Here is a 24380-nt window from a genome sequence, read left to right as displayed (position 1 = left end):
GCTATGTGATGGTCGGGAAGACAGGATTTGAACCTGCGACCCCTTGGTCCCAAACCAAGTGCTCTGCCAAGCTGAGCTACTTCCCGATTTCATCGCTATGTTATGTAATGGCGCGCCCGAGAGGAGTCGAACCCCTAACCTTCTGATCCGTAGTCAGACGCTCTATCCAATTGAGCTACGGGCGCATCTATTCTGGTGCGGGTGAAGGGACTCGAACCCCCACGTCGTAAGACACTAGATCCTAAGTCTAGCGCGTCTGCCAATTCCGCCACACCCGCATGTGGTTTTGTTCCGTTTCAGCGACAATTAATATAATAACACCCTAAGCCAAAACACGTCAATCATTATTTCAAAAAAACATTTAGTTTTTTCATATCGGGCTATGTAAGCGTTGACAGCTTCTCATTCTTTACCATACGATTATGATACTAAAGGAGCTGAGTAAATTGAGTGTACCACAGTCCATTTATTATGCAAAAGATCTAGACGAAAAAGACCCTCTACGCCACTTCAAAAATGAGTTTTATACTCCGGACCATTCCATCTACATGGATGGCAATTCACTTGGCCTTCTCTCAAAACGAGCTGAAGCTTCTCTACTCCAATCGATTGACGATTGGAAAACGCATGGAATCAATGGTTGGACAGACGCGGAGCAACCATGGTTTTATATGGCAGAAATGCTTGGCAAGATGACTGCGCCCCTTATCGGAGCAAAAGAAGACGAAACGATCACAACAGGTTCGATCACCACTAACCTCCATCAAATGCTAACAACGTTTTACAAGCCATATGATAAGAAAACGAAGATCATCGCTGATTCACTCACTTTCCCTTCAGATATCTATGTAATAAAAGCACAGCTAGAGCTTCACGGACTATCACCAGACGAACATCTCATTCAGGTGCAAAGTTCAGATGGTCGTACGATTGATGAAGACGACATTATTAAGGAGATGACGAACGAAGTCGCACTAGTCCTCCTCCCTTCTGTCTTGTATCGTAGCGGTCAATTACTCGACATCAAAAAAATAACTCGAGCAGCAAATAATAAAGACATCATAATAGGGTTCGACCTTGCGCATTCCGTCGGTGTCATCCCTCATCACTTACACGAATGGGGCGTTGACTTCGCGGTATGGTGCACGTACAAATACTTAAACAGTGGCCCTGGTGGTGTCGGCGGTCTTTATGTCCATGAAAAACACCTAGGAAAGAAACCAGGCCTTGCAGGTTGGTTCAGCTCGAAGAAAGACGTTCAATTCGATATGAGTCATGACCTTGATCATGCACAAACCGCTGGAGCATTTCAAATCGGGACACCTCATATTTTCAGCATGGCTTCATTGATTGGTTCGTTAGAAATTTTTTCTGAAGCGGGCATTGAACAAATTCGAGAAAAGTCGTTAAAGCTCACGAAGTACTTAATGGAGTTAACGGCTTTAAAACTGAATCGCTTTGGCTTCACTATAGCTAACCCTGCAGAGGACCATCGCCGTGGTGGCCATGTTTGTTTAGAACATAACGAAGCTGCTAGAATTTGCAAAGCGTTAAAAAACAAAGGCGTGATTCCTGACTTTCGAGCTCCAAACGTCATTCGTCTTGCACCGATCTCGTTATATACGTCGTTTGAAGATGTGTGGAACGTTGTACATATATTAGAAGAAATCATGGCTACTAAAGAGTATGAGCAATTCACAAACAATCGAAACATCATCGCGTAAACGCGTATAAAAAGTCCCTCAACATTCAATATTAAGATTGATTCAATAGAAGGAGGGACTTTTATGGAACAGTTGAATGAATTGGAGTTGCAGAACCTTCGCCACATGATCGGTGGTCACGACACGCTGGCAAATAAACTTGATACGTATGCCCAAACTTGTACTTGTCCTGAACTAAAGCAAATGCTGCAAAAAGATGCGCAAGATGCAAGAAATACAAAACAACAGCTTATGTCTTTTTTAGGTTAAGGAGGAGAAAGTAATGAATGAGAAGGATATGGTCAACGATTACTTGTCAGCTCTAAATGGAAGCCTGATCAACTATGGTAGTGTTATTTCACAATGTGATAACGAACAACTGCGTCAGACGCTTCAACAAATAAGAAATACTGATGAACAAAGGCAGTATAACCTTTATCACTACGCAAAACAAAAAGGGTACTATCAGCCAGCAGCACCTGCGCAGATGCAAGAAGTACAGCACGTTAAGAATCAGCTTAACGGCCAACAGCCTCAATAATAAACAGCCGGTTTGACCCGGCTGTTTTTTTTATTGTTCCTTAGACTAAGTTTCACATTCCCTATTTTTGGATATTAAAGTTATACACTATATTCGTAGGGAGCGATTAGAATGGAAACGATTCTTAATGCGATCTCGGAGTTCTCCGGATTCATATGGGGCTATCCGATGATGATTTTACTCTTAGGAGGAGGGCTTTTTTTAACCATCCGACTCGGCTTTTTTCAAATTATTTTCTTCCCCCACACCTTGAAACATACGATCGGTAAAATTTTCGAAAAAAACAAAGGCGATGGAACGATCTCGCCATTTCAGGCTTTCACATCTGCTCTAGCATCTACTGCGGGAGCTACAAACATTGTTGGCGTACCGGTTGCGATTGCGTTCGGTGGACCAGGCGCGATCTTTTGGATGTGGGTCGTTGCCATCATCGGGATGTCGACGAAATACTCTGAGATCGTGTTGGGTATCAAGTATCGAGAAAAAAACAAAGATGGGGTTTATGTTGGTGGGCCAATGTATTACATACGTAAAGGACTTAACTGGAAATTCGCATCATGGCTCTTTGCATTCGGTCTAATGATTGAAATTATACCGGGCGTCATGGTACAAACAAACTCGATCTCTACCTTAACCGAAGGATCATTCGGTCTCCCTACCTGGTTGACGGGTATCATTCTGATGATTCTTATTTCAATCGTAGTGTTTGGAGGAATTAAAAGAATAGGATCTGTTGCAGAGAAAATCGTACCGTTTATGATCCTAACCTACATCGGAGGCGCTATCGGTGTGATGGTGATCAACATCGACCAGTTTCCTGAAGTGATGAAGCTGATTTTTGTCCATGCATTCCAACCGATTTCTGCAGCAGGTGGCTTTGCAGGTGCTGGGTTTGCTGCAGCAGTCCGTTGGGGCCTTGCGAGAGGACTATATTCGAACGAAGCTGGAATGGGAACTGCTTCGATCGCACACTCCGCTGCTCACACACCACACCCTAGCCGACAAGGTCTTTGGGGAATATTTAGTGTCTTCATTGATACGATCGTTCTTTGCACAATTACAGCTTTCACCGTTCTCGTATCTGGAGCGTGGAAGGATGTGAAACCTTCTAATGCATCGGATATGGTCTCTGACGCATTTGCTGGATTGATGGGAGAAACGTGGGGCCCAATTTTCGTATCCTCCCTTCTTCTCATCTTTGTCATTAGTACCATCGGTGTCCTGATCTTCTATGGAGAGAAACAAGCAGAATACCTATACGGGTCTAAAGCTTCTAAAGTGATGAGGGTGGTTTATATTTGTGCCGTATTTGTCGGAGCAATCGGTGGCCTTCAGTTCGTATGGGAACTAGTTGATCTCACGTTAGCACTCTTTGTTATCCCTAACGTCATCGCCATCTTATTCCTCAGTAAGGAAGTGAAAGAACTTACAGATGACTACCGAAACAACTTCTTACAGCAACGTAGTAAGGACAATACGTTCAGTGGCTAGTTGGGTACTTTTCTAAAAACTGCCCCTTCCCTCCGCTCTTGCCCACATCATTTATAGACGGATACATATAGTGATAGGGCAAGAGATACTAAGGGGGATCACAACTATGAATTATGGAAATGCACCATATCCAAATGAGCCATACAACCAGGTGGCAGGAGCAAGTATGCCTTACTATTGTTGTAACAACGGCAGCGGCTTTGCCTTAATCGTCGTGCTGTTTATCTTACTCATCATCGTTGGCGCAGCTTTTGTGAAATATTAAGGAAGAAGACAGGATTCGCTCCTGTCTTTTTAGATTGTAGCGAAAGTCTTAAGAGAAATTCGTTAAACGCTCCAAGACGATCTCTTTCCGCATAAATAATTTATCCACTTGTAAATCAAAGAATGAACTGACTCAAAATGACAGTAGAAACATGTCATAACATAATTGGTCGGAAAGTTTAACGTTTGTAAGAATGAATTCTAGTAGGAGTGAATCCCTCTTGACTCCAGTGGTCCAACGGGCGTTTGAGACTCAGAGCGGACCGTTCTTGTCCGATTTGAGGCTCAAGCGTTCGTCCACAGGAAAGCAAGAGGGATTCAAACTCCTACGTTATAGGGAGCGCAACTTTTTAAGCTTTCAACGATCTGGAAGACAGGATTACTTCCTGTCTTTTTTATATAAATTGTAAGGTATACAAAGGACTGATATGATAAATGAGAACGAGGTATAAGGAAGTGAAAAGTTTGAATACGTTATTGATCGATATGGATTCAGTTATATGCGATTTAATGACTGAATGGCATAAACGCTACAACCGTGACTACGAAGATAATTTAAATGTTGAAAAGCTAAAATGCTGGAGATCAGAGGATTACGTTAAAGAAGAATGTGGTGTAAAGATATATGATTATCTGGACGAGCCAGGCTTGTTTCTTTCTTTGACTCCTCTCCCGAACGCAATCGAAGTGCTTGAGAGGTTATCTTCACGCTATGAGCTCTTGATCGTTACGAGTAGCCGTACATACGCATACACTGAAAAAGAATTATGGGTTGAAAAGCACCTTCCCTTTATCGGTAAGAGAAACCTAATCTTTACACATCGTAAAGAGATGATTCGCGGAGACTTGCTACTAGACGATGCCCCCCACAACCTTGAAGCATTTCGAAACACTGGTAGAACGGCGATCGCCATGGATTACCCGTACAACAAAGATGTTGACGTTCCGCGTGTAAAAAGTTGGCTTGAATTCGAGAATTGGCTTTCTGTTAGAAAGTGAGGAAAAAAAGTTGCTCCAAAAAAAAGATCTCATCATAATCGGAGGAGGACCTGCAGGGATTTCTGCAGCTATATGGGCAAAGCGCTTAGGACTGGATCATGTGTTGTTAGAATCCAATAATGAACTAGGAGGGCAGCTCCTTTCGATCAACAATAAAATCATTGATTATCCAGCTGTCATGTTGGAAAGTGGTGTTGCACTACAAGAACAATTAGTCGACCACGTAAAAACTCTAGGCTGCGAGCTAAGTACGGATGTGGCGATCGAAAAGATTGATTTTATCAACAAATTATTGCATACAACTTCTCACACATACGCCTTTCAATCATTAGTTATCGCGACAGGTTCATCTCCTAAGAAGCTCAGCATACCTGGCGAGCAGGAAATGATCGACCGAAATGAAGTGTATTCTGCGACGAGAGACCGAGATCGCTTTAAGGGAAAGAAAGTAGCAGTCATCGGAGGTGGCGATCGAGCTTTTGAAGGTGCTCTTCTTCTTGCAGAAGCAGGTGCGACTGTTCAATTGATTCATCGCTCCACTACGTTTAGGGCTAGAAATGAATTTCGGGATCCGGTATTAGCACACCCTTCGATCGACGTCTTAACAGATGCGGTGGTGACAAAGATCGATAGCTCGAATAAGCAATTGTTCTATGACAGGAAGGAACGATCGTATGAGAGTCAAGTAGACGGTATTTTTATTAGAATTGGTGTAGAACCAAACACACATCTTTTCTTAGACAGTTTAGAAACAGATGAAGAAGGCTATCTTGTGTGCGATAAGACGGGTCAGACATCGTTACCTTTCGTTTATGCGGTAGGCGATGTTTGTACACGGCCTCTATTGTCGAGTATATCGTCTGCTACAGGTCAGGGCATGACCGCTGTAAAAAGCTTATCTCTGTATTTAGAAAGTACAACGTGAACGATATGAAAAAGCCTGCAGGTAGCACTGCAGGCTTTTTCGATGCGATTAAGGAAACGATCGTGATCTTCTACGGTGAGAAGATTTCTTGCTCAAGATCAAAGCAAGTAAGATAACCATAAACATCCCGATTCCGATGACTAGTATGGCAAGATTCAGCCACTCATTACTTGTGGATTCCTCACCACTCGTTTTATTGACTGAAGTCTCGACATCAGCAACAGGCGTTGAGGAATCGTTAAGAGACTTCGCCGATAAGAGCGATGAATCTAATAACGAGGTGATCGAACCTATACTAGATTCCATGACACCCTCGTCCGTAATCGTTAATTCGACTTCTTCATCGTTGTTTCTCAAAAGTGTTAATTCTTTCGATAGCATGTAATCTGTATCGCCGATCGTTCCGATTTTCTTTCCTTCTTCATACACCACTGGAGTAAATGCATTGAAGCCGTAGTTGAGCAGCTTAAGTGTATCTTGGTAGGCTGTATTGCTACTATTCGCTTTCATCGTTACAGCGATCAATTCACGTTCATCTTGTTCAGCACTCGTTACGAGTGTGAATCCAGACTTTGAGACATAGCCATTTTTTCCACCTGTAACGTAATCATGATCTAACAGCAAGCGATGATGATTGATAAGCGTCGTATCCCATTCTTCGCCACTCCATTCCATCTCTTTTAAGGAGGCGATCGAACGGTACTCATCGTTCTGCATCGCATATTGAGTAATTCTTGCCATATCTTTTGCTGTCGTTACGTGCTCTTCATTGAATAGTCCATGTGGATTCGTAAAATTCGTATCTTGAAGGTTTAACTCATCCTTAACGAATGCATTCATTTCATCAGCAAATGCATCGACACTGCCACTTAAATGCTCCGCAATCGCCACAGCAGCATCGTTACCTGAGTTGACCATCATCCCTTTAACGAGCTTTTCTAAAGGAACCGTTTCTCCCTCAGCTAGGTACACTCTCGTTCCATCAACTTGCCGAGCCTCGCTGCTAACTTCTACAGAATCATTTAAGTTTCCAGACTCGATAGCAAGGATCGCTGTCACGATCTTAGTGATACTAGCTGGGTACATGACTTGACCGCTGTTTTTCTCATATAAAATTTGACCTGTTTTTCCATCGATAAGTATTGCTGTCTCACTTGTTATGTTTGGTTCTTCTGCTAAGGTAGTTTGTGGAAAAACACTAAATAGTAATGTTAAGGCAAATAGTATTAACCACCATTGTTTTGCGATCATAGGAGCTCCTCTTTCTTTAAAATGGTATTAAAAAGAGTTCGTACACTCGACTCATCCACTGTCTAGTACAATAGACTCACCTATACCATTATAAAAGAAACACTTGAACGCGAACAACAATCATTGTGTTAAAATTTTTAAATTAAAATCAGTTTTACCCTTTCAAGATACATTCGATAGCTTCCACTGCTCATAGATCTCTTGAGGAGCTGTCCAACATAGCCAGGAAACGAGAATCTTATTTTCTTCAGTCAATACGAGCCAATATTCCCACCTTCGTTTTTCAAGGTTTTGATAAATACCTGATTTTCGAATGAACCGATCCATGTTTTTCCCTCCAATATGCTGTTACCAAGCTAGTATGTACTATTCGACTCCAATTCGTTAAAATCCTTTGAATATTCAAAATATTATTCTTAATACACCATTATCTACCATTTTTATTTTTGGATAACCTCAGGCCGCTAAGTACATGATAAGGTGCAAGGAGGTGTACAACATGGCAAATAACAATAGCTCAAATAACTTGGTAGTCCCTGGTGTACAACAAGCTTTAGATTCAATGAAGTATGAAATTGCAAGAGAATTTGGCGTACAGCTTGGTCCTGACTCCACTTCTCGTTCTAACGGTTCTGTTGGAGGAGAAATCACAAAGCGTCTTGTCCAAATGGCTGAACAACAGCTTGGCGGCGGAAAGTACTAACATCAACTGAAAAGTATGGATAGAAAAAGGCGGATGCTATCCGCCTTTTTCACTTTATAGTCGATAACTCTGCTGCAGTTCGAATGGTATAATCGACAATGGTAGTGAGATCACTTATTTGATCTTCGTTTATTTTTCGATTGAATTCTAATTCGACTCGGTTCGTAATCGTTGCTTCCTGACGATATTTATAAGATAGCGTTTGATTAACATATGGACGATCTCCCCATATTTCTTTGATTATCTTGTAAATCTCATCACACTTAGATTCTTTACTCATCGTTAGATCAAAACATAGCTTCAATTCACACCCAGGCATGATATGATCGAGCTCAAGCTGCTCTGCACTAAAACTTTCAAGGCTCGCATGAAGATTGATCGTACTCAAAACAGTTGAGTTTTCTTCGAAGCTTACGATATAAGTCCTTGATAGAGTTGCGAGATCGACAAGGTCACTACGATTCGCTATCGTGATTTCACCGTCTAGATCTCGATCGTATAACTCACCTTCAAGGACAACTTTTACGTTTTCATAAATTGTTGGATCGAACATATCCTAACCTCCCAGTCTACCTACTATACCATGATTTTGGGAGGCGTATCTCAATTACCCTCTTGGGTGCGATCGCGCAAATTGAACAAATGTTTCTTCGTCTCCAATTTCACCACACGTTGCACACTGAATGCGATACTCTGGTCCTTTATATTCCATGTGAAAAGGGTCCATAGCTCCTTCTTCCATTACAGATACTACTTCTCCCGTTTCTGGGTCCATTTTGACTGACGTCACCTTTTGCTCTAGTTTGTTAAACCTCGAACGATTCGTTTTACATCTCGGACATAAGTAAGCTGTCATGCTGTCACTCCCTTTTTCATTAGTATCCATGAAATTAGGAATAATATACAATTAATACAGTACGTGAAATTTTTATAACATACAGATGAAGTTACTCATCTGCTTGTTCGATCAGTTTCTCAAGAACATATTCGATCGATTGTACTCTCTCATTAAACTTTTTTGGACCTGTATCTTTTTGCCAGGCAATGACAGAAACCATTTCGAGGTTTTCATACGTATTTTTTATTTGAATCGGATAGAGGTATTTTGGCTTATTTTCCATTACCCATTCCCTTGCTAGTGGTTCCCACTCTTTCAATATAGCTAAGGCACGGTCAGCGAATGGCTTTACTTCTCCATAAAAATCCACTTCATACGTTTCGAGTTGCGTCCGATTGACGTATTGCAGCCTCGCTTCTTCAGTTATTTCCATCAATTGTTTTGTTAGAGAAATTAAATTCTGATTCATGACAGTCACTCCCATCTTATCTATCCTAACACACAAAGCCGCTTTCAATCACAAACAAAAAACCTTATATCCAAGATGGACATAAGGCCAGCATATTGATTTAGCTCCTTATTAGAAACTAAATAAACTCATGATCCAGGGACGCTTCACTTTTCCTGTCGACTGGCCTACTGCTTCCTGAATAGACGTATGTTCTTCAAGTTCCATCAACTTCTCTTCGATACGAGTCACTTTCTTAAGTAGTTCATCTAACTCTGCGCGGTGCTGAAGAACTTGTACGGTGATCACTTCGTTTGCTTTTTCTTCTAACTGCCTTTCAAGTTGTTCAAGGCGTACGGAGAATCGATCGAGCCGTTGCTCAAACTTTTCCTGAGATACCATTTTAGGAGCAGACTTCTTCGCACCATCTTCTGTATCTGTCATTTTGATCCCTTCCATCGATTGTCCGCTGCGCAGCTCCTCCTGAATATGCTTCAGCTTTTCAATCGTCTCCTCGCTAAATAAAAAGTGACCTAGCTCGTTTTTATCACACTCTAAATCAAAGTACTTAACCCATCTTTGAACAGTAGTAGGATTCACACCAAGTTGATCAGAAACCTGCTTTGTTTTTAACAACATGAAATCCCATCCCTTCTGTTAATGAAGGCTTCCGCCTGTTTTGTAATTGTATAATTCGTCCTATACTTGAAAACGCCTTCTTCAATGACAAAACTAGAAGCGTTTCGGCAAAGGTAGTGTTTTACTGATAAAGCGGAACTTTTTCGACACTCTGCAGAATGATTTTGTAACTTCTGCTCAAACTAAATGACAGGAGGTGTAGTGACATGACAAAAAAACGCAAGTTGCAAAAACCTGCAAGAAACGCACAGCCTTCACAAGAGGAAACAAGACCTGGATATGGCAACAAAAAATTAGAAGGACCCAACCGTCCTTCAACTTAAAACCTAGGGGATCATCCCCTAGGTTTTATGACATTTTCAAGCTCTACCACGATTTTGATCTGACTTCTTTTCTTTTCATACCAATCCGTAAGATCGAATGGGTTAAGCTCTACTTCTTTTCTCAACATCTTCGCGACGGTTCTTCTACTTGTAAACCATTCGACTTTTTCCCGCTGGTGATGTGTGATGATCGGTAAAACTTCTCTCAGCATGCGCCCTTCTTTCTCTTTTCCCATGTATTTCTCATAATCATAGCGATTACCTGTTGGAGGTGTGTGTGTCGAAAAGTCATAGAACAGGTGAAAATAGTCAGGATGGAACAACAGTTTAGCTAATTTCTTGCCTAGTTCCACTCTATTTTTCGTATGTCGAAAACCCTTAACAGTCAGCCCGTATAATTGACCTCTTCTAGTGGGAAAAAGAACTGTACTGTAGTGGAACCATTCCTGGACGTTGAATAGAAACGAATGAAACACCTTTTTCTGAAGAGAGTGATGCAAAAGAACCGGTTTCTCTATAACATGCTGCTCGTTGATGATCAAAGCTCTCATCAAGCGTTCTTCGTCTCTAGTTGTAAAAAACGTCTCCCACTCTTGTTGCATAAAACGCGAAACATGAAAATCATTTAAATATGACATCATCGAGCATCGATACTGCTTGCTCAATGCATATAAAACTAACTGTGGAAAAGCGTCCTCGAAGATCGTCCAGTTCGCTCGTTCATATGTAAGCAAAAGGGCTGCTATCTTTTCCTGTGAGATAATTTTCGGAAACCATTCGCCTTTAAGATCAGCCATGCTCCACCCTGCATTTCTAGACACCATCGACGCCAAGAAAGCCCACTTTATCTCGGGATGACTTCTAAAAAATCTCTCGTAAAATACGGTACGTGAAATATTATCCGTATTTCCTTCCGCTACAAGTTTCTTAATTTCTAAGATTTCTTTTTCGTTTAACTCCCTCTTTGCTTTCAATCTTTTTTTCACCTGCTTGAAACATTTTAGTCGTGCAAGACGTTATAATTAGAGTAGAATAGTTGAAGTAGCTTCTACAGAAAGGATGGTTATGTTGCCGATTCGATATCCGAACGGAAAGCCGTATGTCCCTTCGGCTCAGAATCAGCTTGCGAGTCAGAAACAAAAGTCTTACAGCAATCGAGGAATGACCCTTGAAGAAGACATTAACAAGAGCAATACTTATTATCTCTCGGTCGGTAAGGCAGTTATTCATAAAAAGCCGACTCCTGTGCAAATTGTAAACGTTGATTATCCAAAACGGAGTGCTGCAGTTATCAAAGAAGCCTATTTTAAGCAGGCTTCCACGACGGATTATAATGGTGTCTACAAAGGAAGGTATATCGACTTTGAAGCGAAAGAAACGAAGAATAAAACCTCTTTCCCATTGAATAACTTTCACGAGCATCAAATTTCACACATGAAACAGGTGATTGAACAATCAGGAATCTGTTTCATTATTTTGCGTTTCTCAACATCTGATGAGGTATTCTTCTATGATGCCACACATTTGTTTCAACACTGGACCGAAATGAAAAATGGCGGTAGAAAATCGATTAAAAAAGAAGACATTGAGAAGGACGGGATCAAGATCCCCTATACGTTCCAACCACGCATTGACTATATGAAGATTATTGATAAAATGTATTTCAATCAAAGCTAGAATTTAGCGCATTCATAAAATACGGGATTGTATCGAATCCTATAAAGAGTATTGGTTTGAAAGGCAGGAATATGCATGAGTGAATATAACTCTCGTCAAGAAAGACGTAAAATGAAAAACCCAAAAGAAAGTAAAAAGAAAAAAGGAAAAAAAGGAACGTTTAAAAAAGTACTTCTATCACTCGTTGTGTTACTTCTCATCGGGATAACCATAGGAGGAATCACAGCGGTCGCATACATCAACAATGCACCGGAATTGGATCCAGAAGCGTTAGCCAACCCACAATCTTCTGTGATTCTAGACCGTAATGATGAAGAAGTGCAAACGCTCGCTGGAAGCAAATCTCGTGAAGTGGCGAAGATAGATGAAATTCCTGATATTCTTAAAAACGCATTTGTTTCTGTTGAAGATACGCGTTTTTATGACCACTTTGGTATCGATCCTCGTCGTATAGGGGGAGCAGTTCTCGCAAACGTTAAAGACGGATTTGGTGCAGAGGGTGCGAGTACGATCACACAGCAAGTGATCAAAAACTCCCTTTTAACTTCAGAGAAATCATTGGAACGAAAAGTTCAAGAAGCTTACTTATCCATCAAGTTGGAACAACAGTATACGAAAGATCAAATTCTTGAAATGTATTTGAACAAAATCTATTTTGGGAACGGCGCATGGGGCGTTGTTGATGCAGCAGAAACTTATTTTGATAAGAACATCACTCAAGATGAGCTGACTCCAGGAGAAGCAGCACTACTTGCTGGACTACCTCAGCGTCCGACAGCTTACGACCCGTTCGATCACCCTGAAGTCGCAGAAGAACGTCGTAACACTGTGCTTAGCTTGATGAAAAAGCAAGGTGTGATCACAGCAGAAGAAGCTAAGAAATATAGTGCGATAAAAGTAAGTGACATGGTCGTTCAAAGTAACAACGACAAATCCACTGAGCAGTATAAAGTGTTCATCGATCGTGTTGTGAAAGAATTGCAAGAAAGAGAAGATATATCTGAGAAAGATATTTATTCTGGCGGTTTAACGATTCATACTACGCTAGACACGAATGCACAAGAAATTACGAATGATGTGATCGAAAACTACAACTATACGAACGAAAACATGAGATCAGGTCTTGTTCTGCTCGATACGAAGTCAGGCTCTGTTCGTGCGATCGGCGAAACGCGTAAAGACGAAAGCGTCATTCCTTACGCGACGACAGACAATCTGCAAACAGGATCTACAGCGAAACCGATCATCTCTTACGGTCCTGCAATCGACAACATGCAATGGTCGACTGGTCGATCGATTAAGGATGAGAAGCTAGAAATAAATGGCGCAAACATTCGAAACTGGGACCGTAAATATCGCGGTCAAGTATCGATGAGAAAAGCGTTGCAGTGGTCTTACAACGTCCCTGCAGTCAACACGTTTACTGAAGTTGGCGAAGGGCCTTCTCTAGAGTTCGCTAATAAACTTGGGCTAGGCCTTAAAGAATCTGACATGGTTCCAACTGCAGCGATCGGTACATTCGGTTCCTCCCCACTCGAAATGGCAGGAGCTTATGCTGCATTTGGAAACAACGGTAACTACAACAAACCGCACACAGTAAGAAAAGTTGTGTTCCCAGACGGTCGAGAAATTAACCTCGAGCCAGAATCCGTTAAAGCGATGAATGATTACACGGCATATATGATCACAGATATGCTGAAGACAGTTGTGAAAAGCGGAACGGGTACGGATGCAAACATTTCCGGTTTACCTTTAGCAGGAAAAACCGGTACGACGAACCATCCTCAAGACGTTGTCGAATCGAAAGGGTTCCCGACTTCAGGAATCACAAGGGACGCATGGTTTGCAGGATATACAACAGAGTACTCGATGGCCGTTTGGACTGGGTTTAACTCTCCTAATAGCCATTACCTTGATTCTGGCAAAGGAGAAGACGATACGTCCAAAATTCTCTTTAGAGAAATCATGCAACGAGTTTCTCAAGGTGTCGAGACTGCTGACTTTAAAAAACCTGATTCTGTTGTCCAAGTTGGTGTAGAAAAAGAAACGGGATTACTCCCTAGTGATTACACACCAAAAGACCAGATCGTTTATGAACTATTTGTAAAAGGTAATACACCAGAGAAAACGTCTGATAAATATCAACAGCCTGAAGGTGTAAAAGACTTATCTGCTCAATACGATGAAGCATCGAACAGCATTTCAGTTTCTTGGAAACCTGGCGGAGATAAAGACTACACGTACAAAGTAGAAATGAGCGTCGATGGCGGAGAGTATGCAACGATTTCAGAGTCGAGCAATACGGCCGTTTCAATCGACAACGTATCAGCTGGAAGCGAATTTACGTTTAAAGTAACGGCAATCGTTTCTGATACAGGTGTCACATCTAAGCCTGCACAAACGTCAGTCACTGTTCCTGCTCAGGAAGAGCCTGAACCTGAAGAAGAAGAAAATGAAGAAAACGGCGAAGGTGAAGGTGAAAACGAAGGCGAAGGCGATGGAGACGGTGAAGGCCAGGGCAACGAAGGCGAAGGCAATGGCTCTGGAAATGACTCTGGCAGCGAAGGTAATGAAGGATCTAATGAAGGTTCCAACGAAGGTTCCGGTAACGAACAAGGTAATGGGAACCAAGGCGGAAATGGCGGAGGTAACGGCAGCGGAAACAATGGTGGCCAAGGCAATGGTCAATCAGATGATAGTGAGAGCCGAAAGCCTGAAGACGATTCATCTTCCCTTTCTGACCTCATACCTGGAAATAACTAAAAAAGAAGCCAATCGGTTTTTAATCCGATTGGCTTTTCTTTATGGCTTCATTTTTCATCCACTTTTTATGAAGGTCATGAATAAGTTCTCGTAATTGTACAAAAGACGTGTAATGATCATAATGATCGATCACATAGTTTAAGCGTTCTGCCCCATTGATCGGTGAGATTTCAAGGGAACGAATCGTTGCCTGCCACTCCCCTGCCAACGCTCTTCTTCCATTCAGCCAAAATAAAGCTTCCATCAAGTAGCCAATTTGAAAAACCATCTCGATGCTCGCTTCTTTTTTCTTTCTGCTTGAGAAGAAAGCTCTTATCGTTTCTTCAACGTCTTTCCATTGCTCGAAATACTCCTTGAGATGCGATGTAGGGGAATCCCATGGTCGCTCGTCTTTCTGTCCGAGAAACTCCTGCACTTCATAAAAGAAAGGGTTTCGTTTGGTGGTATGTTTTATCTCTTCATGCCAGTCAGAATCAGCAAAGAATAAAGGGTGATGAATGGCTTTAGGAAGACCTTTACTTTCCATTCCGTGCAACCTTTTTCATTCGTTTTTGCCCTTCTCTACATAAATCTAGTAAGGGACAAATTTCACATTTAGGTGATTGAGCTCTACAGTGATATCTTCCGAAGAAAATGAAACGGTGATGAGAGATGGACCATTCATCTTTTGGTATTTTTCTCATCAACGTCTTTTCCACTTCAAGAACGGAATCTTTCCAGCGACAAATCCCAAGACGCTTACTAACTCTCTCAACATGAGTATCAACCGCTATCGCTGGCAGGTCAAAGGCAACTGAAGCGATGACATTTGCCGTTTTCCTGCCTACTCCTGGTAGCAACATTAGTTCATCTCGATCTTGTGGAAGCTGTCCACCATATTCCTCGATCACCATTCGAGCCAGCTTTTTGATATTTTTTGCTTTGTTCCTAAAAAGCCCTATTCTCCGAATATCACTTTCTAATTCCTCTAACTCGACATCCACGTAATCCTCAGGCTGCTTGTATTTCTCAAAAAGGCCTGGCGTTACTTTATTTACTAAAGCATCCGTACACTGTGCCGATAGTACGACCGCAATCGCAAGCTCAAACGGTGTCGTATGATGAAGCTCACAGTGTGCATCTGGAAACATTTCTCCCATGGAATCTAATACAGTACGAATCTGTGGCTTTGTTAACAACGATATCCATCCTTCCATTCATATAAAAAAACGGGAGGTTCGCTCCCGTTTCCCCACCTTATCTTTATTTTCCGAGCCAATTATATATCGGAGCACTTGTATTCGATCTATTGTCAGATTTCGGTGATGATGTTTTCTTATCGTATTGATGCTTTCTGAACTTCTCTCCGTACGCCCTTGCCTGATCGATCGTTTGAACGTTATTCCGTTTCCATTCGAACAAAATGCGATCGATGTATCTGAAGTTTAATTTTCCAGCAAGAACGGATTCTTTTAGAGCAGCTTTTATAAGTTCAGGATCATGCTTATCTCCATCGATCCACATGGAAAGTGTTTCACATTCGATAGGTGATAGAGGCCTCGCAAACTCACGTTCAAAAAGAGTATACAAACTTTCTTCGTTTTGAGCATTTTTTTCAGCTTTCGATTCCGCTTCTTGTTGCTCTAATTTCGTAAAAATTCGTTCCCATAATGGGAGCAGCGAATAGGCTTCTGAATAATAGCCTTTTTCTTTATCTCGATGTTCATCGATTGTTAAAACACCTTTTTGCATGAGTTGTTGAATCTTATCCATACACGTTTGTGGGGTATACGTCATTTCTGCTGAAAGTTCTTCAGGGGTAGGAAATGAATTACCATGTTCGATAAAGGCATGTAACTTGATCAAAAAGAAGCAGTCTTCTTCATGAAGTCCTACAGTTGAATAATGAGTTAATAAGAGCCTCGGTATGGATACATGTCCCCCGTTTAACAATTCAATAATGTGTTCTTTCTTCATCCCATCCACCTCTACCTTTCATTATAGCATGCCGGCATTTTGTGATGGGGTGAAAACCCTTGGTTTCGTTCCCTTAAAACGTTGAAAAAATTCGGCAACCACTTCATATAAAGACGCTCCTTTCAAATATGAAAGAAGCGTCCCTTTGCTAGTTTATCATGGATACAATCTGTTTAAAAGTCTAGGGAATGGAATCGTCTCACGAACATGCTCGACGCCTGAGAGCCAAGCTACTGTTCGCTCAAGACCTAGTCCAAAGCCTGAATGTGGAACAGATCCATATTTACGTAGTTCTAAATACCATTTGTAAGCATCGTCAGTTAAGCCATGCTCTTCATAACGCTTCTCCATAAGAGCAAGGTCATCGATTCGCTGACTTCCACCAATAATTTCTCCATACCCTTCAGGAGCGATCAAGTCAGCACAAAGCACAACTTCTTCGCGTTCTGGATCAGGTTTCATATAGAATGCTTTGATATCCTTTGGATAGTTCGTTATGAACACAGGTTTTTCAAAGCTTTCTGCGATTGCTGTCTCGTGTGGTGCACCGAAGTCTTCTCCCCACTCGATATCTGTAAATCCTTTTTCCTTCAATAGAGAAATCGCATCGTCATAAGAAATACGAGGGAATGGCGCTTGAATCGCTTCTAGCTTGGATACATCACGACCAAGTGTCTTTAGCTCGATCTGACAGTTTTCTAGAACAGACTTCACGAGGAAGCTCACATACTGTTCCTGTACTTCAAGACTTTCTTCGTGGTCCATAAATGCCATCTCAGGTTCAATCATCCAGAACTCGATCAAATGGCGACGTGTTTTTGATTTTTCTGCACGGAACGTAGGTCCGAATGAGAAAACTCGGCCGAACGCCATCGCAGCTGCTTCCATGTAGAGCTGACCGCTTTGAGAAAGATACGCATCCTCTTCAAAATATTTTGTATGGAAGAGATCTGTTGTCCCTTCAGCTGAGCTACCTGTAAGAATTGGAGGATCGATTTTCACAAACCCATTCTCATTGTAAAATTGGTAAGTTGCTCGAATGATTTCGTTACGAATACGAAGGATCGCATTCTGACGCTGTGAACGAATCCAAAGATGACGGTTGTCCATTAGGAATTCTGTTCCATGCTCTTTCGGTGTGATCGGATAATCGACAGCTTCATGAATCAGTTCGATATCCGTTACTGTTAATTCATACCCGGATTGTGAACGATCGTCTTCTCTAACGATTCCAGTAACCCATACAGAAGATTCTTGGGTAAGTCCTTTAGCAGCTTCCCACGCTTCTTCTGAGACTTCTTTCTTTACCATAACGCCTTGAATAAATCCAGTTCCATCTCGAAGCTGTAAGAACTGAATCTTTCCACTAGAACGCTTGTTATGTAGCCAAGCTCCGATCGTAACTGTTTGTTCGACTTTTTTACTTACGTTTGAAATCGTCGTTTTCACTACTTATTTCCCTCCAACTTATATAAAAACGTGCGGGCTAAACACTTTGTTATTCCATAGCCTCTTTTTCATCATCACTTTGTATTATACCTGTCCTAAGCGTGTGGAACAACATTAGACAGCAGACGTTTGTTTTGACTTCACGAAGCGTTCGATACGCGTGATCGCTTCAAGGATAACATCCAATGACGTTGCGTACGAAAGACGCACATTATCTGGTGATCCGAACCCAGACCCAGGAACGAGCGCTACTTTTTCTTCTTCCAATAACCCTTTAACAAATGCATCGACTGAATCGAATCCAGTCATTCTAGCAGCTTCCTTTGCATTCGGGAAAAGATAAAATGCACCTTTTGGTTTGACACATGTGAACCCTGGGATGTCACTCAACCGTTCATGGACGATATTGAGTCGCTCTTCGAATGCTTTGTTCATCGTCTCAACAGGTTCTTGCGTTCCTTCATAAGCGGCAAGAGCTGCATACTGAGAAATAGACGTTGGATTAGAAGTAGAGTGACTAGCAAGGTTCGTCATCGCTTTGATAATCTGTTTGTTTCCTGTTGCATATCCAATTCTCCAACCTGTCATCGAATGAGATTTCGAAACACCGTTGATCACGACCGTTTGCTCTTTTAACTCGTCTGAAAGCTGAGCAATAGATGTATGTTTCGCACCTTCATATACAAGCTTTTCGTAAATCTCATCAGAGATGATAAGAATATCATGTTCAAGGCAGAATGCACCGATCGCCTCTAGCTCTTCTCTTGAATAGATGGATCCAGTCGGGTTTGATGGCGAATTGATTACGATTGCCTGCGTATTTGAAGTCACGACTTCTTGTAGCTGTTCAACCGACACCTTGAATTCGTTCTCTTCTTTTCCTTCTACATAAACCGGCTTCCCACCAGCAAGTTTCACTTGCTCAGGGTAGCTTACCCAATATGGGGTCGGAATGATCACTTCATCCCCTTCATCTAGAATAACTTGAAACAATGTATACAAAGCGTGCTTTGCACCTGTACAGACGATGACTTCTTCTGGTGTGTACGATATGTCCTGATCTTTTTTAAATTTACTTATGATGCTTTTCTTAAGGGGAAGAATTCCACCTGAGGGCGTATACTTTGTAAGTCCATCATTCATTGCTTTCTCAGCAGCAGATAGAATATGTTCTGGTGTATTAAAATCAGGCTCACCAGCTCCAAGGCCAATCACATCATGACCTTCTTCTTTCAATGCTTTCGCTTTCGCGGTAATCTCTAGTGTGGCAGAAGGCGTCAATGCCGCCACTCTGTTAGATAGTTTCATCTCACTCTTCCTCCTTCAGGTTCATTAACTTTGTCTGATGCTCCTCGAGCGCCAGTATTCACCGTTACTGAAATAGTAGTATGCAAACGTATAGCGATCCTGATCGTCAACAAACGTCGCTTCCCAAACAAGCACTTCTTGACCATCCTGGTTCACTTCGATTCCAGGTTTGATACTTATTATCTCAGTCGGTGAAAATCGATCGTTCAGATTCGATTTTACAACGTTTGAAGCAACACCTTCATCTTCTTTCTTTGTGACAGGGGATCCCTTTTTCTCAGGTACCCATGTATAGACAGCCTCACCGTCTTCATTCTTGCCTTTAAAAACAACGTACGCGCCGTTCGTTCCATGATAATGGATCGTTTCGTCCACTTCGCTTAACCCTACAGCACCTTTGGCTTTTTCTTCAAGCTTATTAGGACTTTCCAAAATCGATTGATAAAAAGACACCCCTTGCCAGATCACTAAACCTAGAACTAAAACTAATATAATCCCCAAAATTCGCATACGAACACCCTATTTATGTACGATATATTGTAAATACCATCTTTTCCTGATCCTCTTCGTCGAGTGCCAGTCCGAACATTAGATCTCTCTCTTTTAATGTGCGATTCAACGCATCGACGATTTTATAAATATCAAGAGACTTTGTTACTTTTACTGTCGATAATACTTCGATATTACTCTCCACTCGTGTCATCTCCCTATATAGTTTGGATATTCCATCAACGCAAATATTTGCTACTTATAGTTTAGATTCTTCGTGACAAACTAAAAGTACCGCAAAAGCGGGAACGGTGCAAACCGTAATACACGCCCCACTATCCAACGATTGCCTGCGTTTTAACGCAGGCTTTTACGTTTTACAAACAACCTAACCTTATTTTTAAATAAGTTGATGATTTTTGCAATACTTATTCTTCAATGGCTCTGTGGAGTCGTCTTCGTAGGAATGGTGATCACATCATAACCATCGAGCTGCATCCGAATGGTCACACTCCCAATGCGATATGGATAATACACTTCTGTCCAATTTTCACTGAGTCGTTCGAGAATGGCTTCACTGATGTCGATTTTTTTATGACGAAAAATAACAGCCATCTGTGGGTTGATCGCATCTAGAAACTGAGAGGTCGTTCCGATATCACTTCCAAAATTCGCCACTTTTAATACTTCTGCAGTTCTTCCAGAAGCTACTATCTCTTCCTCAAGCTCGCGATTGGTTTCACCCATAAACAATAAGTCTTGACTACCTAAGGATAGCATAAATGTAGTAACTCCTGCCTTAGATATATCGATGATATCGATTGATGCACCTTCTACGATTTCTACCTTTTCCTCCACATTCAAGTTACCTACCTTCGTTTGAGAAGGAATTTCTTGAATCAATGAATCGACGAGGCGTTCAGGAGCAATGATTTTCTTTACATTAAAATACCTAAGTAAGGAATTGATATTGCCAGAATAGGCTTCGTCCGCATTCGTTAACCAGATCTCTTCTATTTCCTTCACTTGATACATTTGAAGACGGTCGATCAGCTCTTCTTCTGAAGCAGAACTTCCTGTATTGATCAGGACGGTCCCTCCGATCGGATCCTGAACGAGGATTGCTTCACCTACAGTTAAATCAAAGAACGTCACAGCGATTTCCTGGTTTTCTAAATTCAAATCTACTGATTGGATCGGTGCATTTGAACCAGCTGTATTTACAGATAGAACCAAGAATAAAAAGAGAAACATCATTGATCTTTTCATCACACTACCCCCTGAAAGTAGTGTGTGAAAAAATCATGATTTATAACCAGAGGTCGAGTTCGTTCACAAGCTCTTCTACACTCCCCTTTATCATCGGTACGTCAGGTAAAGATTTTACGAACAAGCGGCCATATCTTGTTGAGACGATCCTCTTATCGAACACAAAAACCGCTCCTCTGTCCTTTTGAGACCGCACTAGACGACCGAACCCCTGCTTAAATCGTATGATGGCTTCAGGTAAGGAAAGTTCCATGAAAGGATTTCCTCCAGAATGTTTTAGTTTCTCAGACCTTGCCTGAAATACAGGATTGTCTGGAGGCGAAAACGGCAACCGAACGATGATCAGGCAACTTAGATCTTCACCAGGAATATCGACACCTTCCCAGAAGCTGCTCGTTCCAAAAAGAATCGCATCGTCACTTTCTTTAAAGTTCTTCGTTAATCGAACGCGACTACCGCTATCGACGCCTTGACTGATCAACGTTAAGTCGTCATGCTGCATAAGCTCTTTCATCCTTAGGTGAGCTTTTCTGAGCATGTCGTACGAGGTGAATAGCACAAGCATCCTTCCTCTAGTGACTCTTGCTATTTTTAAAATCGCGGCTGTAATGTGATCCACGAATTCATAGTCAGAGACATCTTTAATCATTGGAAGGTTCGTTGGAATCATCAACCTGGCTTGTTCAGAATAATCGAACGGTGATTCGTAACGATACGTCTTAGGTCCATACTCATCCAGTCCAAGCCTCTTAATGATAAAGTCGAATGAATTTCGAACGGTTAGCGTTGCAGAAGTAAGAAGAATACTCTTCTTTTTCCCAAAGTATTCTTGTGATAACAGTTCGCCTACCTCAACAGGCCGACTGAATAGAAAAGCTGAGTTGATCGCACCTTTCGGATCGATCTCTACCCATTTAACGTCATTCGACTGATCTTGTAGCAATAAATAATCGATCTTCGCAAGCTCTTCCAATACGGAAGCATGCAGGCCTTTGAAATCTGCAGCAGCATTGATTTGCTCTCGCGTTAAGTCGTCTTCATTAAGATCTAATTCTTTTTCGATCTTCACTAACAATTTATCGAGGTCTTTTAAGTAAAAGACGAGCCGATGTGCTGCTTCCTGGATCGCATCCCAGGCTGAGCCCTTTTCATCAGTAAGTCTATAACTTAAGCGACCGATTTCATTCGAACGGTTGATATTCTTCTGCACATACCGATGCAGCATTCTAAAGAGCTCATCTAAATCAGACAGTATCGTTTTAACGTATGCATCGATATCTGATGTGATCTCATCAAGTTCAACACCGATGTCTTTAAGGATACTCACCGTTTTTCCATAAAGACCATCTCCGTCTTTCAGACCCATTCTTACGAAGCCTTGTAGAATCGAAAAGTAATCGGTTTTCACTCCAAAGAACTCAGTAGCGATATCCTCAAGATGATGAGCTTCATCGATGATGGCTTGTTGATACGCTGGTAAGAGCTGATGATCATTGATCAAATCACTGAAGAGAAGAGCGTGGTTCGTGATGATAAGATCAGCATTCATGGCTAACCGTTTTCTGCGGTGATAAAAATCTCTTGAAAACCATGGTGAACGGTGATTTGCTGATACAGTTGCATCGCTCTTTATTTGTTGCCAAAATAACTTTCCACCGCTCGAAAGGTTTAGTTCCTCTACATCTCCATAGTCCGTCTCAAGCAGCCAGACAAGTATTTGAGCTTTCGTTAAGATGGTGTCATAGTTATTCTCTTCGAATTGAAAAAGCTGTTGTTCAAACCTCGTCATATCAAGATAGTTGCTTCTACCCTTTAAAACCGTTGCTTTAAAATCAAACGGTAAGATTTCTTTTAAGAACGGAATATCTCTTTGAAGCAATTGCTCCTGAAGTTGAATCGTATGCGTACTTACGACGACTGGTTTATTCGTGTTTTTCGCATGAGACACACCTGGCAAAAGGTAGCCAAGCGATTTGCCGATACCCGTTCCTGCTTCGATCAGTACATGATGATTTGTATCAAAAGCATCTGCTACACTTCTCATCATGTCGTTCTGCCCATCACGTGTTTCATAACCAGGTATGATCGTTGCCATGGTCGTAGCTAGATTTTGTTGAATCTCATCAAATGGGATCGGTTCTTTTAATGGTTCGGCTTCTTGAACCTCTACTTGCCTCTTTAACGCAATATCGCGAAAGATTTCAAACTCCCCTTCAGGCTCAATCGCTTTCTCTTTCGTTTCTATTAATTCCTGAAGAATGGTTTCCATGTCACTTAAGAGTCTTGGACTAAGTTCAGCTAGCTGTTTTAACGTGACGACTGGAAGAGATTCGAGTTTATGAAATAAGTACTTCAGAAGTTCTCCTGTCACCTCTGCATCACTATCCGCCTGATGCGGGTTGTCGTGAACGATTTCAAGGTGGTCGGCTAACCACGACAATTTATAAGCTTCTGCTTGTGGAAGGAAGATTCTTGCGAGCTCTACAGTATCCAGAATCGGACCATCAAAAGGCTCGTATCCACTTTCATCAAGCTCTGCGTTCATAAAGTTCAAATCAAATCTAACATTGTGCGCAACAAAATAAGCCCCATCAAGTCGTTTTAGCAGCTCAGGAGCTACTTCATCAAAAAGTGGAGCGTCTTTAACATCTTCGTCAGAAATCCCAGTCAACTGCTGTATAAATGATGGAAGAGGCTGTTCTGGGTTCACATAGGACGAATATCGGTCCACGATGGTTCCATCTTCTATAACAACCAAGCCGATCTGTATGATTCGATCTCCATTTTTCGGAGAATTTCCCGTTGTTTCAAAATCAATAACTGTATAGCGGTTCATTCTTTTCACTCCAGTTGCTTCAAACCTTACTCTCACCTGTATAACTTTATCACTTTTTAAGTCGAACGGAAAATAATTTTGAAAAAGAAAAGCTCTGGAACGTTTACCAGAGCTTTTATACCTATAGGATGGTTGAAGCAGGTTCCGCACTGATCATATCTACGATTTCATTTCGATCGTTCATGATCGCCACACGAGGTGTGAACTGTTTAGCTTCTTCTTCACTCATCATCGCATAGGCAACGATTATGATAACATCACCTGGTTGCACGAGTCGTGCTGCCGCTCCATTAAGGCATACGACGCCAGAACCTCTTTCCCCTGGGATAATGTACGTTTCGAGCCTTGCACCATTGTTATTATTTACGATTTGAACCTTTTCATTCGGGTACATCCCCACAGCATCGATAATATCCTCATCGATCGTTATACTCCCAACATAATTTAGGTTGGCTTCCGTTACGCGGGCTCTGTGGATCTTGCCCTTCATCATCGTCAAAAACATGCT

At 41.7% G+C, this 24380-nt stretch carries 27 protein-coding genes and 3 tRNA genes; 10 read left to right on the top strand and 20 right to left on the bottom strand.

The genetic code is table 11. The annotated features are described in order from the left end of the window. Positions 1-9 precede the first annotated feature (9 nt). From ACXAEY_RS09120 to ACXAEY_RS09110, 3 genes are all read right to left on the bottom strand, one after another. A tRNA-Pro gene (locus tag ACXAEY_RS09120) sits at positions 10-86 on the bottom strand. 22 nt (positions 87-108) lie between these two features. Beyond that, positions 109-185: transfer RNA gene (locus ACXAEY_RS09115), tRNA-Arg, on the bottom strand. An 8-nt stretch (positions 186-193) separates the two neighbouring features. Further along, a tRNA-Leu gene (locus tag ACXAEY_RS09110) sits at positions 194-278 on the bottom strand. A gap of 144 nt (positions 279-422) precedes the next feature. On the opposite strand from ACXAEY_RS09110, the gene kynU reads away from it, so the two are divergent. The 7 genes from kynU to ACXAEY_RS09075 all read left to right on the top strand — a co-directional run bounded on the left by kynU (position 423) and on the right by ACXAEY_RS09075 (position 5923). Further along, a complete protein-coding gene (gene kynU, locus ACXAEY_RS09105; RefSeq protein WP_474811473.1) occupies positions 423-1724 on the top strand; it encodes a kynureninase in 1302 nt (433 codons plus the stop codon). A 63-nt stretch (positions 1725-1787) separates the two neighbouring features. Continuing rightward, positions 1788-1973, top strand: coding sequence for a hypothetical protein (locus ACXAEY_RS09100; protein WP_270179001.1), 186 nt, complete (start codon positions 1788-1790; stop codon positions 1971-1973). A 13-nt stretch (positions 1974-1986) separates the two neighbouring features. Beyond that, positions 1987-2244 carry a spore coat protein gene (locus ACXAEY_RS09095; protein WP_270179002.1) on the top strand — a complete coding sequence of 86 codons (258 nt, stop codon included), beginning with the start codon at positions 1987-1989 and terminating at the stop codon, positions 2242-2244. Between the two features lie 111 nt (positions 2245-2355). Beyond that, entirely contained in the window at positions 2356-3735 is a 1380-nt protein-coding gene (locus ACXAEY_RS09090) for an alanine/glycine:cation symporter family protein (RefSeq protein WP_474811470.1), read from the top strand. A gap of 106 nt (positions 3736-3841) precedes the next feature. Continuing rightward, positions 3842-4000, top strand: coding sequence for a YjcZ family sporulation protein (locus ACXAEY_RS09085; RefSeq protein ID WP_270179004.1), 159 nt, complete (start codon positions 3842-3844; stop codon positions 3998-4000). A gap of 455 nt (positions 4001-4455) precedes the next feature. After that, positions 4456-4998, top strand: coding sequence for a 5' nucleotidase, NT5C type (locus tag ACXAEY_RS09080; protein WP_270179005.1), 543 nt, complete (start codon positions 4456-4458; stop codon positions 4996-4998). A gap of 10 nt (positions 4999-5008) precedes the next feature. Next, entirely contained in the window at positions 5009-5923 is a 915-nt protein-coding gene (locus ACXAEY_RS09075; protein ID WP_474811467.1) for an NAD(P)/FAD-dependent oxidoreductase, read from the top strand. 48 nt (positions 5924-5971) lie between these two features. Here the strand turns inward: ACXAEY_RS09075 and ACXAEY_RS09070 are convergent, their stop codons facing one another. Next, a complete protein-coding gene (locus ACXAEY_RS09070) occupies positions 5972-7174 on the bottom strand; it encodes a D-alanyl-D-alanine carboxypeptidase family protein (protein WP_474811465.1) in 1203 nt (400 codons plus the stop codon). A 162-nt stretch (positions 7175-7336) separates the two neighbouring features. Beyond that, positions 7337-7501 carry a hypothetical protein gene (locus ACXAEY_RS09065; protein WP_270179008.1) on the bottom strand — a complete coding sequence of 55 codons (165 nt, stop codon included), beginning with the start codon at positions 7499-7501 and terminating at the stop codon, positions 7337-7339. Between the two features lie 172 nt (positions 7502-7673). On the opposite strand from ACXAEY_RS09065, the gene ACXAEY_RS09060 reads away from it, so the two are divergent. Continuing rightward, entirely contained in the window at positions 7674-7877 is a 204-nt protein-coding gene (locus ACXAEY_RS09060) for an alpha/beta-type small acid-soluble spore protein (protein ID WP_270179009.1), read from the top strand. A gap of 49 nt (positions 7878-7926) precedes the next feature. Here the strand turns inward: ACXAEY_RS09060 and ACXAEY_RS09055 are convergent, their stop codons facing one another. The 5 genes from ACXAEY_RS09055 to ACXAEY_RS09035 form a co-directional block, all read right to left on the bottom strand. Continuing rightward, a complete protein-coding gene (locus ACXAEY_RS09055) occupies positions 7927-8430 on the bottom strand; it encodes a hypothetical protein (protein WP_270179010.1) in 504 nt (167 codons plus the stop codon). Positions 8431-8484: 54 nt separating this feature from the next. Further along, positions 8485-8733, bottom strand: coding sequence for a DNA alkylation repair protein (locus tag ACXAEY_RS09050; protein ID WP_270179011.1), 249 nt, complete (start codon positions 8731-8733; stop codon positions 8485-8487). A gap of 91 nt (positions 8734-8824) precedes the next feature. After that, the gene (locus ACXAEY_RS09045; RefSeq protein WP_474811461.1) at positions 8825-9184 is read right to left on the bottom strand and encodes a YppE family protein; all 360 of its coding nucleotides are present in this window, start codon (positions 9182-9184) and stop codon (positions 8825-8827) included. 111 nt (positions 9185-9295) lie between these two features. Further along, positions 9296-9802, bottom strand: a complete 507-nt coding sequence (locus ACXAEY_RS09040) for a MerR family transcriptional regulator (protein WP_474811459.1) — start codon at positions 9800-9802, stop codon at positions 9296-9298. 334 nt (positions 9803-10136) lie between these two features. Continuing rightward, positions 10137-11099, bottom strand: coding sequence for a DUF2515 family protein (locus tag ACXAEY_RS09035; protein WP_270179014.1), 963 nt, complete (start codon positions 11097-11099; stop codon positions 10137-10139). A gap of 94 nt (positions 11100-11193) precedes the next feature. Between ACXAEY_RS09035 and recU the strand changes: the two genes are divergently transcribed. Both recU and ACXAEY_RS09025 read left to right on the top strand, forming a co-directional pair. Continuing rightward, on the top strand, positions 11194-11802 hold the full coding sequence (gene recU / locus ACXAEY_RS09030) for a Holliday junction resolvase RecU (protein WP_474811456.1): 609 nt from the start codon (positions 11194-11196) through the stop codon (positions 11800-11802). Between the two features lie 75 nt (positions 11803-11877). Continuing rightward, positions 11878-14565, top strand: a complete 2688-nt coding sequence (locus tag ACXAEY_RS09025) for a PBP1A family penicillin-binding protein (RefSeq protein WP_474811454.1) — start codon at positions 11878-11880, stop codon at positions 14563-14565. A 19-nt stretch (positions 14566-14584) separates the two neighbouring features. Here ACXAEY_RS09025 and ACXAEY_RS09020 read toward each other — a convergent pair whose 3' ends face one another. The 10 genes from ACXAEY_RS09020 to panD form a co-directional block, all read right to left on the bottom strand. Then, complete coding sequence (locus ACXAEY_RS09020; RefSeq protein ID WP_270179017.1) at positions 14585-15091, bottom strand: YpoC family protein; 507 nt, start codon at positions 15089-15091, stop codon at positions 14585-14587. Further along, positions 15081-15743: an endonuclease III gene (gene nth / locus ACXAEY_RS09015; RefSeq protein ID WP_474811452.1), complete on the bottom strand. Its 663-nt coding sequence runs from the start codon at positions 15741-15743 to the stop codon at positions 15081-15083. Before nth ends, ACXAEY_RS09020 begins: the two co-directional genes overlap by 11 nt. A gap of 64 nt (positions 15744-15807) precedes the next feature. Continuing rightward, positions 15808-16521 (bottom strand): DnaD domain-containing protein, encoded by a 714-nt coding sequence (locus ACXAEY_RS09010; protein ID WP_474811450.1) that lies wholly within the window; start codon positions 16519-16521, stop codon positions 15808-15810. 156 nt (positions 16522-16677) lie between these two features. Next, the gene (asnS, locus tag ACXAEY_RS09005) at positions 16678-17970 is read right to left on the bottom strand and encodes an asparagine--tRNA ligase (protein ID WP_270179020.1); all 1293 of its coding nucleotides are present in this window, start codon (positions 17968-17970) and stop codon (positions 16678-16680) included. Positions 17971-18084: 114 nt separating this feature from the next. After that, on the bottom strand, positions 18085-19278 hold the full coding sequence (locus tag ACXAEY_RS09000) for a pyridoxal phosphate-dependent aminotransferase (RefSeq protein ID WP_474811447.1): 1194 nt from the start codon (positions 19276-19278) through the stop codon (positions 18085-18087). Positions 19279-19302: 24 nt separating this feature from the next. Then, on the bottom strand, positions 19303-19788 hold the full coding sequence (locus tag ACXAEY_RS08995; RefSeq protein WP_270179022.1) for a cell wall elongation regulator TseB-like domain-containing protein: 486 nt from the start codon (positions 19786-19788) through the stop codon (positions 19303-19305). A 13-nt stretch (positions 19789-19801) separates the two neighbouring features. After that, positions 19802-19972 (bottom strand): YpmA family protein, encoded by a 171-nt coding sequence (locus tag ACXAEY_RS08990; protein ID WP_224877917.1) that lies wholly within the window; start codon positions 19970-19972, stop codon positions 19802-19804. Positions 19973-20202: 230 nt separating this feature from the next. Next, on the bottom strand, positions 20203-21036 hold the full coding sequence (locus tag ACXAEY_RS08985; RefSeq protein WP_474811444.1) for a ComEC/Rec2 family competence protein: 834 nt from the start codon (positions 21034-21036) through the stop codon (positions 20203-20205). 40 nt (positions 21037-21076) lie between these two features. Further along, a complete protein-coding gene (dinG, locus tag ACXAEY_RS08980) occupies positions 21077-23872 on the bottom strand; it encodes an ATP-dependent DNA helicase DinG (RefSeq protein WP_474811442.1) in 2796 nt (931 codons plus the stop codon). A 121-nt stretch (positions 23873-23993) separates the two neighbouring features. Next, positions 23994-24377 (bottom strand): aspartate 1-decarboxylase, encoded by a 384-nt coding sequence (gene panD, locus ACXAEY_RS08975; RefSeq protein WP_474811440.1) that lies wholly within the window; start codon positions 24375-24377, stop codon positions 23994-23996. Positions 24378-24380: the final 3 nt, after the last annotated feature.

The sequence above is a fragment of the Anaerobacillus sp. ABA4_114 genome (assembly GCF_056159065.1).
Note: the sequence above shows the minus strand (reverse complement) of the source record. Positions and strands in the feature narration are given on the sequence as shown.

What these genes read in the sequence shown, in the direction of transcription:
- kynU (WP_474811473.1), top strand. Translation starts at nt 423, where the DNA reads ATGATACTAAAGGAGCTGAGTAAATTGAGTGTACCACAGTCCATTTAT.
- ACXAEY_RS09100 (WP_270179001.1), top strand. Translation starts at nt 1,788, where the DNA reads ATGGAACAGTTGAATGAATTGGAGTTGCAGAACCTTCGCCACATGATC.
- ACXAEY_RS09095 (WP_270179002.1), top strand. Translation starts at nt 1,987, where the DNA reads ATGAATGAGAAGGATATGGTCAACGATTACTTGTCAGCTCTAAATGGA.
- ACXAEY_RS09090 (WP_474811470.1), top strand. Translation starts at nt 2,356, where the DNA reads ATGGAAACGATTCTTAATGCGATCTCGGAGTTCTCCGGATTCATATGG.
- ACXAEY_RS09085 (WP_270179004.1), top strand. Translation starts at nt 3,842, where the DNA reads ATGAATTATGGAAATGCACCATATCCAAATGAGCCATACAACCAGGTG.
- ACXAEY_RS09070 (WP_474811465.1), bottom strand. Translation starts at nt 7,174, where the DNA reads ATGATCGCAAAACAATGGTGGTTAATACTATTTGCCTTAACATTACTA.
- ACXAEY_RS09065 (WP_270179008.1), bottom strand. Translation starts at nt 7,501, where the DNA reads ATGGATCGGTTCATTCGAAAATCAGGTATTTATCAAAACCTTGAAAAA.
- ACXAEY_RS09060 (WP_270179009.1), top strand. Translation starts at nt 7,674, where the DNA reads ATGGCAAATAACAATAGCTCAAATAACTTGGTAGTCCCTGGTGTACAA.
- ACXAEY_RS09055 (WP_270179010.1), bottom strand. Translation starts at nt 8,430, where the DNA reads ATGTTCGATCCAACAATTTATGAAAACGTAAAAGTTGTCCTTGAAGGT.
- ACXAEY_RS09050 (WP_270179011.1), bottom strand. Translation starts at nt 8,733, where the DNA reads ATGACAGCTTACTTATGTCCGAGATGTAAAACGAATCGTTCGAGGTTT.
- ACXAEY_RS09045 (WP_474811461.1), bottom strand. Translation starts at nt 9,184, where the DNA reads ATGAATCAGAATTTAATTTCTCTAACAAAACAATTGATGGAAATAACT.
- ACXAEY_RS09040 (WP_474811459.1), bottom strand. Translation starts at nt 9,802, where the DNA reads ATGTTGTTAAAAACAAAGCAGGTTTCTGATCAACTTGGTGTGAATCCT.
- ACXAEY_RS09025 (WP_474811454.1), top strand. Translation starts at nt 11,878, where the DNA reads ATGAGTGAATATAACTCTCGTCAAGAAAGACGTAAAATGAAAAACCCA.
- ACXAEY_RS09020 (WP_270179017.1), bottom strand. Translation starts at nt 15,091, where the DNA reads ATGGAAAGTAAAGGTCTTCCTAAAGCCATTCATCACCCTTTATTCTTT.
- ACXAEY_RS09010 (WP_474811450.1), bottom strand. Translation starts at nt 16,521, where the DNA reads ATGAAGAAAGAACACATTATTGAATTGTTAAACGGGGGACATGTATCC.
- ACXAEY_RS09000 (WP_474811447.1), bottom strand. Translation starts at nt 19,278, where the DNA reads ATGAAACTATCTAACAGAGTGGCGGCATTGACGCCTTCTGCCACACTA.
- ACXAEY_RS08995 (WP_270179022.1), bottom strand. Translation starts at nt 19,788, where the DNA reads ATGCGAATTTTGGGGATTATATTAGTTTTAGTTCTAGGTTTAGTGATC.
- ACXAEY_RS08985 (WP_474811444.1), bottom strand. Translation starts at nt 21,036, where the DNA reads ATGAAAAGATCAATGATGTTTCTCTTTTTATTCTTGGTTCTATCTGTA.
- dinG (WP_474811442.1), bottom strand. Translation starts at nt 23,872, where the DNA reads ATGAACCGCTATACAGTTATTGATTTTGAAACAACGGGAAATTCTCCG.
- panD (WP_474811440.1), bottom strand. Translation starts at nt 24,377, where the DNA reads ATGTTTTTGACGATGATGAAGGGCAAGATCCACAGAGCCCGCGTAACG.